Raw genomic sequence first — 12,456 nt, 5'->3', positions numbered from 1 at the left:
CGTGCCCCGTGACGCCGACGAGCTGCTCGACCTGCTCGACCTCGAGACCATCGACGACAACCTCTTCCGCGGCAGCCAGCAACCCTCGAACCTCGTGCGGGTCTTCGGCGGCCAGGTGGCCGCCCAGGCGCTGGTCGCGGCCGACCGCACGGTGGACGACTCCTACGTCGTCCACTCGCTGCACTCCTACTTCCTCCAGCCCGGCGACACCAAGGCGCGCATCGTCTACGACGTCGAGCGGCTGCGCGACGGGCGCTCCTTCGCGACCCGGCGGGTGCTCGCCCGCCAGCACGGACGCCCGATCTTCGCCCTCACCGCCGACTTCCACCGTCCCGAGCCCGGTCGCGACCACCAGGACCTCATGCCCGAGGTGCCCGCTCCCGAGGACTGCATCGACCCCCAGGCGCTCATCCGCGGCCGTGACGGGGAGTTCAACGAGTGGGACGCCGTCGACTTCCGCTACATCGGCAGCTCCCACGACCTGCTGCCGCCCGACCCGGAGCGGCCCGGGCGCCAGCGGTTCTGGCTCAAGGTGGCCGGTCAGCTGCCCGACGGTCCGCCGCTGCTGCACACCGCCGCGTTCACCTGGCTCTCCGACATGACTGTGATGGGCGCGGCGCTCGCCCCGCACGGGCTGCGGCTCGGCGGGCCGCACACGCTGGTGGCCTCCCTCGACCACACGGTGTGGTTCCACCACCCGTTGCGCGCCGACGAGTGGTTGCTCTACGACCAGGTGTCGCCGGTCGCTAGCGGGGCCCGCGGGCTGGTGACGGCACGGGTGTTCAGCCGCGACGGCGTCCTGGTGGCCTCGGTGGCCCAGGAGGCGTTGCTGCGACCGCTCGACGCCCCTTCCGAGGATTCCGGGGAGGACGCATGACCGAGGTCGCCGGCCCGCTGTCGGGTCAGGACGCCGTCGACGAGCTCGTCGGGCTGCTCGATCTGGAGACCATCGACGTCGACCTGTTCCGAGGTCAGACGCTCGACACCGGACGGTCGCGCGTCTACGGCGGCCACGTCGCGGCGCAGGCGCTGGTGGCCGGCGTCCGCACGGTCGACCCCGGCTTCCACGTGCACTCGTTGCACTCCTACTTCCTGCTCGCCGGTGACCCGAAGCTGCCGATCGTCTACGACGTCGAGCGCATCCGCGACGGCCGCTCGTTCGCGACCCGGCGGGTGGCCGCGCGCCAGCACGGCAAGCCGATCTACTACCTCACCGCGAGCTTCCAGCGCGAGGAGGCCGGTTTCGACCACCAGGACGCCATGCCGCCGGCCGCGGCGCCCGAGGACGGACTGGACTTCATCGCGCTGATGAAGTCGCGCGGCAACACCGAGGCCGACCAGCTCGGCCGCGAGTGGGCCGCCCTCGACGGCCGCTGGGTCGGCAACTCCAAGCACGGCCTGCCCGTCGACGACGCCCGTCCCTCACGGGCGCAGATGTGGCTGCGCGTGGCCGGGCGGCTCTCCGACGACCCGCTCGAGCACACCGCCGCCTTCACCTACGCCAGCGACATCTCGCTGCTCGGCGCCTCGCTCGCGGCGCACCCGATCCCCGCCCACCAGGCGCAGATGGCCAGTCTCGACCACACCATCTGGTTCCACCGCCCCTTCCGCGCCGACGAGTGGTGGCTCTACGACCAGTGGTCGCCGTCCGCCAGCGGCGCCCGCGGCCTCTCCCTCGGCCGGGTCTTCTCCCGCGACGGCGTCCTCGTGGCGACGGTCGCCCAGGAGGGGCTCATCCGGCCGCCGCGGGGGTACGAGCTGCCGTAGGCCGGGGGCCAGTTTCCCCGGCCGGCCGGGGAAACCAGCCGGAATCCGGCCCGGGTGGCCCGATTCCGGGCAGTTCCGCCTGTCCGCTGTGACCACTGGTGCGGGTGGGACCCGGCTCATGGGATTGGTCAGCTGAGTCTGTCGGTTCGTGACGGAAGTCTTGCCTGACCAATGGCAGGAGTCACCGGGCGGCCGGTGACTCTGTCGTTGGTCAGCCTAAGTTTCGTACGCCCACCCGCAGACTCACCTGACCAACCGGCACGCGCGACGCCGCAACGACGACGGGCCGGGCTCCAGAGGAGGAACCCGGCCCGGCATCAGGGGGTGGAGGGACGCCGTCCGGTCGCCGACGAGGCGGCAGCCCGGGACGGCGTCGGGAGGGCTAGAGCGCCCAGGTGCGACCCGCCAGGTGCGGGGCACCGTTGCGCGGGTTGGAGAGCGAGAACGCGAAGCCGTCGTCGAGCACCCGGCAGCCGAAGGCCACCGAGCCGGGCAGGAAGACCGGCTTCTTGAAGGCCACGTCGACCTTCACCGCGCCCGGGAGCCGGTTCTCCAGGGCGGCCACGCAGCGCGCCATCGTCCACATGCCGTGGGCGATCTGGCGGTCGAAGCCGAGCGCCTTGGCGGTGAGCGGGTAGAGGTGGATCGGGTTCGCGTCGCCCGAGACCCCGGCGTAGGTGCGGCCGAGGTCGGCGGGCAGCTTCCACACGATGCCGGTCGGGTCGGCGTCGGGGAAGACCGAACCGCCCGAGGCGTTCTCGTCACCGCGTCCGCGACGCAGGTAGGTCGAGGTCGACTCCCACACCAGCTCGCCGCCCGCGTGCACCTCGGTCACGAACTCGAAGATCGTGCCCTTGGGGTGGGGGAGCGGAGCGCCCACGCGCGCCGAGACGTCGAGCGCCTCGCCGACGCGGATCGGCCGGTGGCCGGTGATGGAGTTCTCCAGGTGCACGGTGCCGATGGCCGGGGCCGGGAAGGCCGGGTCGGTCATGATCGCCATGTGCAGCGGGAACGCCAGCATGTGGGGGTACGGCAGCGGGACGACGTCCTTGGTCGGGAAGCCGCACACGCGGGCGTAGGCGTCGACGTGCGCCCGCTCGACCGTGACGGTCGGGCGGGTGAACGCCAGGCCCTCGAAGCCCTTCGGCGACGCCTTCTTGACGCCGGGCAGCTGCCCGACGACCGGCAGCGAGGGCAGCGCCGCTTTCAGCAGCGTCGAGGCACCCCCGCCGCCGCTCCAGGTCTTGGTCTCCACGGCCATCTCAGGCACCCAGCATCATCTGGCCGCACACGCGGACCACGTTGCCGTTGACCGCCGAGGACGCCGGGTTGGCGTACCAGGCGATGGTCTCGGCGACGTCGACGGGCAGGCCGCCCTGCGACATCGCGTTGAGACGCTGGCCGACCTCGCGGGTGGCGAAGGGCACGGCCGCGGTCATCGCGGTGATGATGAAGCCGGGCGCGACGGCGTTGATGGTGATGCCGTCCTTGAGGCTGCCGGCGAGGGAGTCGACGAAGCCGATGACGCCGGCCTTGGAGGCGGCGTAGGAGGTCTGGCCGAGGTTGCCCGCGATGCCGGCGATCGAGGCGACGCCGACGATGCGGCCGTTGGCGTTGATGACCTTCTGCGAGAGCAGCTCGGCGGTGATCCGCTCGGGCGCCTCGAGGTTGATCTGCAGCACCTTGCCGAAGCGCTCGGGGTTCTGGTTGGCGAGCTTCTTGTCCATCGTGACGCCCGCGTTGTGGACGACGATGTCGACGCCGCCGTGCTTGTCCTTGAGGTGCTGGGCGATGCGCTGCGGGGCGTCCTTGGCGGTGATGTCGAGGGTCAGCCAGTCGCCGTCGATCTCCTTCATGACGCGCTGCAGGTCGCTGGCGGCCTGCGGCACGTCGAGGCCGACGACGGTGGCGCCGTCACGGTGCAGCACGCGGGCGATCTCCTCGCCGATGCCGCGGCTGGCGCCGGTGACGAAGGCGACCTTGCCGGCCAGCGGCTGGGTCCAGTCGGACACCTCGGCGCCGTGCTTCTCCTTCTGGGTGCCGATGCGCACGACCTGGCCCGAGACGTACGCCGACTTCGGCGAGAGCAGGAAGGCGAGGGTGGAGAGCAGGGAGTCCTCGTAGCCGTCGGCCACGTAGACCAGCTGCACCGTGCCGCCCTTGCCGATCTCCTTGCCGAGGCTGCGGGTGAAGCCCTCGAGGGCGCGCTGCGCGATGCGCGCGCTGCCCTTGAGCTGGGCCGGGGGAGTGCCGATCACGACGACGCGCGCGCACGTCGAGAGGCTGCGCAGCACCGGGGTGAAGAACGCCTGGAGCTCGACGAGCTCCTCGACGGTGCTGATGCCGGTGGCGTCGAAGACGAGGCCCTTGTACTTCTCGCCGTCGGACGGCGCGGTGGTCGAGGCGACGCCGAGGACGTCGAGCAGGCCGGGGAGGGACTCGCCGAGGCGGCCGCGGCCGCCCACGAGCACGGTGCCCTTCACCAGCGGGTCGCCGGCGGTGTAGCGCTCGAGCGCGACCGGGGCGGGGAGGCCGAGGTTCTTCACCAGGATCTTGCCGATCGGCGAGGCGGTGAAGGCCTGGTACTTGTCGCTCATGGGGTGATCTGTCCTCCGGATCGATGTGGCGGGCGGGAACATGTAAACGCAGGTGTAACTCCGAGTCCACATTTCGTGATGTGGCCCTCAGTGGCTTGTCAGGTAAGGCTACTCGTCAGTAATGATGGTGCCATGCAGACCACCACCCGCCGCGTGGCCGTGATCGGAGGGAACCGCATTCCCTTCGCCCGGTCGAACTCCGTCTACAGCACCGCCTCCAACCAGGAGATGCTCACCGCCGCCCTCGACGGTCTCGTCGAGCGGTTCGGCCTCGAGGGGGAGCGCATCGGCGAGTTCGCCGCCGGCGCCGTCCTCAAGCACTCGCGCGACTTCAACCTCGCCCGCGAGACCGTGCTCGGTTCCAAGCTGGCCCCGACCAGCCCGGCCGTCGACCTCCAGCAGGCGTGCGGCACCGGCCTGCAGGCCGCGATCTACATCGCCAACAAGATCGCCCTCGGCCAGATCGACGTCGGCATCGCCGGTGGTTCCGACACCACCTCCGACGCCCCGATCGCGATCTCGGAGAAGCTGCGCAAGAAGCTCATCAAGCTCAACAACGCCAAGACCACCAAGGACCGCCTCGCGATCCTCGCCTCGATCCGCCCCGGCGACATCGGCCTGGCCATCCCCTCCAACGGCGAGCCCCGCACCGGCCTGTCGATGGGCGACCACCAGGCGCTGACCGCGCTGGAGTGGCAGATCACCCGCGAGGCCCAGGACGAGCTGGCCGCGGCGTCCCACCAGAACCTCGGCAAGGCATACGAGGAGGGCTGGCAGGACGACCTGATCACCCCGTTCCGCGGCGTCGAGCGCGACAACAACCTGCGCCCGGACTCCTCGGTCGAGAAGCTCGCCAAGCTCAAGCCGGTCTTCGGCAAGGGCGAGGCCGCCACCATGACCGCCGGCAACTCGACCCCGCTGACCGACGGCGCCTCCGTCGTCCTGCTGGCCAGCGAGGAGTGGGCCAAGGAGCGCGGCCTGCCGATCCTGGCCTACTTCACCGCCTACGAGACCGCCGCCGTCGACTACCTCCACGAGGGTGAGGGCCTGCTCATGGCGCCGGCCTACGCGATGGCGCGCATGCTCGAGCGCGAGGGCCTGACCCTGCAGGACTTCGACTTCTACGAGATCCACGAGGCCTTCGCCTCGCAGGTGCTCTCCACCCTCAAGGCGTGGGAGGACCCGGTGTTCTGCAAGGAGCGCCTCGGCCTCGACGCCCCGCTGGGCTCGATCGACCGCAGCAAGCTCAACGTCAAGGGCTCCTCGCTCGGCGCCGGCCACCCGTTCGCGGCCACCGGTGCGCGCATCGTGGCCAACGCCGCGAAGCTGCTGGCCGAGAAGGGCTCGGGCCGCGCGGTCATCTCCGTGTGCGCCGCCGGCGGTCAGGGTGTGACCGCCATCCTCGAGCGCCCCTGACGTCCGACGGACCTATGGCGGAGCTCTGAGACGCGTCAGAGCCAGGCCTCACGCACGACGGCGGCCGGCTGCTGGGAGACCAGCGGCCGGCCGCCGTCGGCATTGCGGGGCTGGGCGAGGACGACCGCGGACGGCGCCCCGCCGAGGCCGCCGGTGGCCCGGCGGCGTGATGCCAGGGTAGCTGCGGCTCAGGCGCTGGGCTGGCCCTGGCGCGCGCTCGCGAGGGCCAGCGCGGAGTCGACGAGGTAGCTGCGCACCTGGTCGGTGGAGATCTCCCCGACCGTGGGGATGCCGGGCGCGGCCTCCTTGACCAGGATGCCGACGCGGGCGAGCTGGAGGGCGCCCAGGCCGCTGGCGTAGAGCGTGTTGGCGAGCAGGGTGGGGTCCTCGACGGCGAACTCGCCCGTGGCGACGCCGTCCTCGATGCAGGTCGAGAGCACGGTGAGGCAGCCGGAGATGCCGCGGCCGAGCCGGAACAGGGCGCTCTCGGAGATCTCGTCGAGCAGTTCGGGACCCGAGCGGCGCATCAGCGCCTGCGCGCAGTCGACGAACGCCGGATGGGCCAGGGCGTAGTCGACGAAGGCCGAGACGATGATCGCCAGGCGCTCGCGCGCGGAGCCGGGGCGCTCGGCGGCGGCGTTGAGGTCGCCGCGCAGCTCCTCGAGGTAGCCGACCAGGGTGAGGGCGAAGAGCTCCTCCTTGCCGGTGAAGTGCCGGTAGACGATCGCTCGGTTGATGCCGACGGCCTTGGCGATGTCCTCGATCTGGGCGTCGCGCACGCCGCGCTCGTCGAAGAGCGCGCGGGTGGCGCCGATGATCTCCTGCTCGCGGGCTCGGCGCCGCGCGGCGGCGGCGGAGCGGCGGCCGTCGATCTTGGGCTGGGGTGCCGTCGTCATGGGGTCGATGGTACGCCTGATGTAACTCTCAGTTGCACATCTGTGACGGATTCGAGCCGCGGGGCGCTCCGCGCTCCTGGCAGGCTACCGCCGTGGGAATCCAGCCGGCACCGCGCGCCTGGTCGCGCGGCCTGCTCGGCTCCCTGCTCAACCTCGCGGGCTTCCTCGGGGGCATCGCTGGGCTTGTCGTCGGCGTGTGGCTCGTGGTCCGCCTGCACCGGGACGGCGTGCTGCCGCTCGGTGCTGACGACGGCTCGTGGTGGGCGACGCTCGGGGAGCTCGTCGTCCTGGTCAACCTGCCGACGCTCGCCACCATCGGGGGCGTGCTGGCCTCCGCCGCGGCGTTCGTGGTGGGCTGGCCGCTGGCGGTGCTGCTCGACGTCGTCGCCGCGATCTGGGGGCGCGTCAGCGGGTCCGGCGACCCACGATGAAGGCGGCGATCACGAGCGCAGCGACCACGACGATCAGGATCACGAACTCCAACGCTCCGATGCCCAGCATGGGAGCACGCTAGTCCACTGCGGTTCGCGCGTACCGGCGAACTGCCGCGGTCCCTAGGGTGATGGGCATGGCGGTCCCGCGGCACCGAGAGGGCTCCCGGGCGGCCGGCTACCTCATCGGCCTGCTGCTCGGTGTGCCGCTGCTCCTCCTCGTCGCGGCCACCTCCGGGCCGATCGCCATCGCCTTCACGCTGATCGGGATCGGCGTCGCGGTGGGATGGCGGAGCTGGTCCGAGCGTCGCTGACGCTGCCCGCGCGCGGGCGTCAGGAGGCGCCCAGAGCCCGGACGGCGTCGACGGTGTCGGCCTCGTCGGCCGATTTGTCCTCCCGGTACCGGACGACGCGGGCGAACCGCAGGGCGACGCCGCCGGGGTAGCGGGTGGAGCGTTGGACGCCGTCGAGGGCGATCTCGACGACCTGCTCGGGCCGGACGAACACGACGTGGCCCTCGCGGTGGGTCTCGAGTTCGAGGAAGCGTTCGGTCTGCCAGGCCAGCATCGCGTCGGTCATCCCCTTGAACGTCTTGCCCACCATCACGAACCCGCCGGTGGCCGCGTCGCGGGCGCCGAGGTGGATGTTGGAGAGCAGGCCGCGACGGCGTCCGGAGCCCCACTCGACGCCGAGCACGACGAGGTCGAGGGTGTGCACGGGCTTGACCTTGATCCAGCCCGAGCCGCGGCGTCCGGCCTCGTACGGGGCGGCCAGGTTCTTCACGACGACGCCCTCGTGGCCCGCGGCGACGGCGGCGCGGGCGAACTCCTCGGCGGCCTCGGGGTCGGCGGTGACGAGGCGCGGTACGCGGTGCTGCTCGGGCACGAGGGTGTCGAGGGCCGCCAGCCGTTCATGGCCGGGGGAGTCGAGCAGGTCGCGGCCGTCGAGGTGCAGCAGGTCGAAGAAGAACGGGGTCACCGCGACGCCATCGGCCTGGGCGGTGCGCGAGGCGGTGTCCTGGAAGGCGCGCGGGCGCCCGTCGTCGTCGAGGGCGAGCGCCTCGCCGTCGAGCACCAGCCGGGTGGCGGGCAGCGATCGCACCAGCGCGACCACCTCGGGCAAGCGGGTGGTGATGTCGTCGAGGGAGCGGGTGGCGATGCGGACGTCGTCGCCGTCGCGATGCACCTGGATGCGGATGCCGTCGAGCTTGGTGTCGACCGCGACCTCCGCATGCTCACGACCCGCCGTGGCGACCGCCTCGGCCACCGAGGACGCCGAACCGGCGAGCATCGGCAGCACCGGGCGCCCGACGGTGAGCCCGACGGCGTCGAGCGCGGCCTGCCCCTCGAAGGCGAGGGGAGCGACCGCGACGGTCGAGCCGGCCAGCATCGCCGCGCGTCGGACGGCGGTCAGCGGCACGTCGGCGGCCCTGGCCAGCGCCTCCTGCACCAGGGCGTCGAGCGCGCCCTGGCGCACCTCGCCGGTGGCGAGGCCCCGCAACCAGGCCTGCTCGGCCTCGGTGGCGCGACCGAAGAGGTCGGCGACCGCGGCCGCCCGGGCGCCGGCCGAGCCGGGGCCGGCGAGGTCGGCCATGGCGGCGAAGGCGGCATCGACCTCGGCCACCGTGAGCGATGTGTCAGCGCCAGGCGCCGGGAGGTCGACGAGCGAGCGCCAGCCAAGGCCGGTGCGGCGCTGCCGCAGCGAACCGCCGAGGTAGGAGGTCGCGATCGCGAGGATCTCGGGCCCCTCCGCGGCCGCGGCCGCGAGCACCGGGGCGAGGGCGGCGACCTTCTGCGTGCGGGCGCGGGTGGCCGCGACGGTGGCGGAGCAGGAGACGAGATCGGCGAGGAGCACGACGTCCAGCGTGCCAGGGGCCGCCGACGTTTCGGCGGTGCTACGGGCCGATGACGTTCATCGGACATTCATCGGATTCTCAGCAGATCCGTGACTCCGCCTCAGGTCGCGCGTTGTCTGCACCGAGCCGCCCACGACGCGGCCGACTCCCCTCGGACCCCTGACAAGGCAAGGATCCTGTGACCCCTCTGCGACGCTCCCTCGTCGCGGCCACCGCTCTCTCGGTGATGGCCGTGCCGTCCTTCCAGACCCTCGCGCAGGCCGTCGGACACGACGCCGCACGCCCCCAGAACCCCTACACGGCAGCCGCCGCGCAGGCCGTGCTGCCCGCCGGCGACGTCATCGCCGATCTGGCCTTCGACAGCCGCGCGACGCTCCCGCGTCTGGCGCCGACCGCGCTGCAGCGGCGCGCGGTCGCTGCCTTCCGCGGTGCGCAGGTGACCTGGAACGCGACCGGCACCCCGCGCATGATCACCATCCCCGGCGGCGCGCTCAGCGGTCGCTCGGACGCCGCCCCGGCGACGATCGCCCGCGCCTGGCTGCGCACCCACGCGGCCGCCTTCGGGCTGCGCTCGGCCGACATCAGCCGTCTCGCCCTCATCCGCGACCACGAGCTCCCGGACATCGGGGCCACCGTGGTCAGCTTCAGCCAGACCTTCGGCAGCGTCGTCTCCGGCTACGGCGCCATCCTCACGGTGCTCGTCGACAGGTCCGGTCGCGTCGTCCACTACGCTGGCGACCCCGTGCGCAGCTCTCGGCTCACCGGTTCGTTCGACATCACCCCGGCCGAGGCCCTCAGCGGCGTCATCAAGGGCCTGGTGCCCACCCTCACCGGGTTCGTCGCGAAGGCGACCGGCGATGTCGCCGGCGGCTACCAGGTCTTCGGCGGCGGCGTGCTCGGCGCCGACCAGTACGTGCGCAAGGTCGCCTTCCCGACGCCATCCGGCGGTCGCGCGGCCTACGCGGTGCTGAGCATCCTCGGCCCCGACTCGGCCTACGCCACCATCGTCGACGCCGCCACCGGCCGGCCGCTGCTGCGCAAGTCGCTGGTGCAGTTCGAGTCCGACGGCAGCGTCTTCGAGAACTACCCCGGCGCCGCGAAGGGCGGCAAGCAGGTCGTGCGCAGCTTCGGCCCGACCGAGTCGTCCCCGGGCGGCTACGTCGACCCGACCGGCCTGCTCGGCCTGCCGGGCGTCACGCTGCTCGGCAACAACGCGGACGCCGCCAAGGCCTGGACCGTGCCGCTGGTCGCCGCCGACCAGTACAACCGCACGATCTCCCCGACCTCGTCGTTCCAGTTCGGGTTCCCCGACGCCTGGCGCACCTCGGACGGCGCGACCGGCTCCTTCGTCGAGGACGCCGACGCGGCGTCCACGAACCTGTTCTGGCACCACAACCGCATCCACGACGAGTACTACGAGTTCGGCTTCACCGAGGACGCCGGCAACTTCCAGCTGCTCAACAACGGCGGCGGCTCCTCGCCGCTGGGCGGCGACCCGATCATCGGCGGTGCCCAGTCCGGCGCGCTCAACCTCACCGCCGCGGTGATCGCCCTGGGCCGCAACAACGCCAACATGCTCACGCTGCCCGACGGCATCCCCGGCTTCACCAACATGTACCTGTGGGAGCCGGTGGACGACGCGTTCGAGGGCAAGCCGCGTGACGGCGACTTCGACGCCACGATCATCCAGCACGAGTACACCCACGGCCTCTCCAACCGCTACGTCGGCGGTGGCGGCCTCGGGTCGCTCGGCTCGACCCAGGCCGGCGCCATGGGCGAGGGCTGGAGCGACTGGTACGCCATGAACCACCTCTACCGTGAGGGCCTCTCGCGCACCGCTGTCGTCGCCGCGTACGTCGGCGACAAGCACCGCGGCATCCGCAACTGGAACTACGACGAGAACCCGCTCACCTACGGCGAGTACGGCTACGACCTCACCGGTCCCGAGGTGCACGCCGACGGCGAGCTGTGGACGGCGACCCTGTGGGAGCTGCGCCGCAACATCCTGCGGGCCGTGGGCGGCAACCAGGCCAAGGCCAGCGACATCGCCGAGCACATCATCACCGACGGCATGCCGCTGACCCCGCAGGGTCCCTCGATGCTCGACGCCCGCGACGGCATCGTGAAGGCCGCCGAGGTGCGCTACGGCAAGACCTACCTCGACGAGGTGTGGCAGGCGTTCGCCAACCGCGGCATGGGCGTCTCGGCCAAGACCGCCGGCGAGACCGACACCGAGCCGGTGCCCGGCTTCGACGTGCCCACCAAGTCCGACAACGGCCGCATCACCTTCAAGGTCGTCAACGCCTCCACCGGCAAGCCGATCAAGGGCATCCGCGTCCTGGGCGGGGAGTTCGAGGCCCGGGCGACCCCGGTCGCGACCACGAACAAGGCCGGTATCGCCAAGGCTCCCTTCGTGAAGGGCACGCACCTCCTCACCTTCCAGGCGGCGGGCTTCGGCATCCAGCACGAGACCCTGCGGGTCACCGGCGACCGCGTCGTCCGGGTCGCCCTGCGCCCCAACGTGCTCTCCACCCAGACCGGTGCCACGGTCGTGAAGGCCACCAGCGAGCAGGCCGCCACCCCGGCGTCCGCGATCCTCGACGACACCGAGGCCACCTCGTGGCGCACCGCCGACGCCGGCGCGCCCTACAACGACGGCAAGCCCGCCTCGGTGGTCGTCAAGCTCGGCCAGCGCTCGAGCATCGACACCCTCGGTGTCAGCGTCTACAAGCCGACGACGGCGCCGCGGTTCGCGGCGGCCAAGCAGGTGAAGGTCGAGACCTCCACCGACGGCAAGCGCTGGACGGTCGCGAAGGTCGCGAGCTTCTCCTTCACCGGCCCGCGTCCGACCGCACCCGACCTGAACCTGCAGACCCTGAAGCTGGCGAAGCCGGTCTCGGCGTCATTCGTGCGGGTCACGCCGCTCAAGACCTTCGGTGACGGTGCGACCAACGCCGGTACCGCGATCGTGGCCGAGGTGCAGGCCTTCGGCTCGACCCGTGGCGTGACGCCGAAGGCGCCCAAGCCCGACAAGCCGAAGACCGTCTCCGGCGACGTCGCGGTCGGCAACATCGCCCAGGCCTCGCTGCTCGGCCTCGACCCCTACCGTCCCGGCGTGACCGAGCTCAGCTGGAGCTGCCCCGGTCTGCCCTCGGCCAACGGCGTCGACGCTTCGTTCAACGAGGTGCCGACGGGCTACGGCGACGGACAGCACCTGGCCACGCTCAAGGCCGACGTGCCGATCGGCGAGTTCCAGGTGTGGTTCTACGACGAGTCCTGCACGGCGATCGCCGGCGGCGGGTTCATCCTCGACGGCGAGTCGGCCGTCGTGCCGGCCGGTGCCGCGTACGTCGGGTTCCTGCTGATGTACGGCGCCGGGGCGACCTACTCGATCACCATCACCGACCCGCAGTGATCGTCTCGTAGAAGTCGAGATGCGCACGCGCAGCGCGCTCCCATGTCGCGGCGGCCGCCAACGCACGACCCTCTCGGGG

Annotated in this window: 11 protein-coding genes; 6 read left to right on the top strand and 5 right to left on the bottom strand. The window is 71.9% G+C overall.

What is annotated here, in order from left to right:
- Position 1 precedes the first annotated feature (1 nt).
- Both ABD671_RS20235 and ABD671_RS20230 read left to right on the top strand, forming a co-directional pair.
- Positions 2-877, top strand: coding sequence for an acyl-CoA thioesterase (locus ABD671_RS20235; protein ID WP_344735290.1), 876 nt, complete (start codon positions 2-4; stop codon positions 875-877).
- On the top strand, positions 874-1,767 hold the full coding sequence (locus tag ABD671_RS20230; protein ID WP_344735289.1) for an acyl-CoA thioesterase: 894 nt from the start codon (positions 874-876) through the stop codon (positions 1,765-1,767). The genes ABD671_RS20235 and ABD671_RS20230 overlap by 4 nt, the downstream gene beginning before the upstream one ends.
- A gap of 382 nt (positions 1,768-2,149) precedes the next feature.
- On the opposite strand, the gene ABD671_RS20225 is transcribed toward ABD671_RS20230, so the two are convergent.
- Together ABD671_RS20225 and ABD671_RS20220 are read right to left on the bottom strand one after the other, a co-directional pair.
- Complete coding sequence (locus ABD671_RS20225) at positions 2,150-3,028, bottom strand: MaoC/PaaZ C-terminal domain-containing protein (RefSeq protein ID WP_344735317.1); 879 nt, start codon at positions 3,026-3,028, stop codon at positions 2,150-2,152.
- Between the two features lies 1 nt (position 3,029).
- Positions 3,030-4,364, bottom strand: a complete 1,335-nt coding sequence (locus tag ABD671_RS20220; RefSeq protein WP_344735288.1) for a 3-oxoacyl-ACP reductase — start codon at positions 4,362-4,364, stop codon at positions 3,030-3,032.
- Between the two features lie 132 nt (positions 4,365-4,496).
- Here ABD671_RS20220 and ABD671_RS20215 point away from each other — a divergent pair, with 132 nt between their 5' ends.
- Positions 4,497-5,780 (top strand): acetyl-CoA C-acetyltransferase, encoded by a 1,284-nt coding sequence (locus ABD671_RS20215; protein ID WP_344735286.1) that lies wholly within the window; start codon positions 4,497-4,499, stop codon positions 5,778-5,780.
- A gap of 188 nt (positions 5,781-5,968) precedes the next feature.
- Here ABD671_RS20215 and ABD671_RS20210 read toward each other — a convergent pair whose 3' ends face one another.
- Complete coding sequence (locus ABD671_RS20210) at positions 5,969-6,676, bottom strand: TetR/AcrR family transcriptional regulator (protein WP_344735285.1); 708 nt, start codon at positions 6,674-6,676, stop codon at positions 5,969-5,971.
- A 92-nt stretch (positions 6,677-6,768) separates the two neighbouring features.
- On the opposite strand from ABD671_RS20210, the gene ABD671_RS20205 reads away from it, so the two are divergent.
- Together ABD671_RS20205 and ABD671_RS20200 are read left to right on the top strand one after the other, a co-directional pair.
- A complete protein-coding gene (locus ABD671_RS20205) occupies positions 6,769-7,107 on the top strand; it encodes a hypothetical protein (RefSeq protein ID WP_344735284.1) in 339 nt (112 codons plus the stop codon).
- A 137-nt stretch (positions 7,108-7,244) separates the two neighbouring features.
- Positions 7,245-7,421, top strand: a complete 177-nt coding sequence (locus ABD671_RS20200) for a hypothetical protein (protein WP_344735283.1) — start codon at positions 7,245-7,247, stop codon at positions 7,419-7,421.
- 19 nt (positions 7,422-7,440) lie between these two features.
- Here ABD671_RS20200 and ABD671_RS20195 read toward each other — a convergent pair whose 3' ends face one another.
- Positions 7,441-8,961: an ATP-dependent DNA ligase gene (locus tag ABD671_RS20195; RefSeq protein ID WP_344735282.1), complete on the bottom strand. Its 1,521-nt coding sequence runs from the start codon at positions 8,959-8,961 to the stop codon at positions 7,441-7,443.
- A 179-nt stretch (positions 8,962-9,140) separates the two neighbouring features.
- Here ABD671_RS20195 and ABD671_RS20190 point away from each other — a divergent pair, with 179 nt between their 5' ends.
- A complete protein-coding gene (locus tag ABD671_RS20190) occupies positions 9,141-12,377 on the top strand; it encodes a M36 family metallopeptidase (protein ID WP_344735281.1) in 3,237 nt (1,078 codons plus the stop codon).
- Here the strand turns inward: ABD671_RS20190 and ABD671_RS20185 are convergent.
- Positions 12,361-12,456: hypothetical protein (locus tag ABD671_RS20185; protein ID WP_344735316.1), on the bottom strand; the 96-nt coding region annotated here is incomplete at its 5' end. The two genes, ABD671_RS20190 and ABD671_RS20185, sit on opposite strands and share 17 nt — an antisense overlap.

Origin of the sequence: Nocardioides fonticola, from assembly GCF_039536805.1 — a bacterium.
GTDB lineage: Bacteria > Actinomycetota > Actinomycetes > Propionibacteriales > Nocardioidaceae > Nocardioides > Nocardioides fonticola.
Note: the sequence above shows the minus strand (reverse complement) of the source record. Positions and strands in the feature narration are given on the sequence as shown.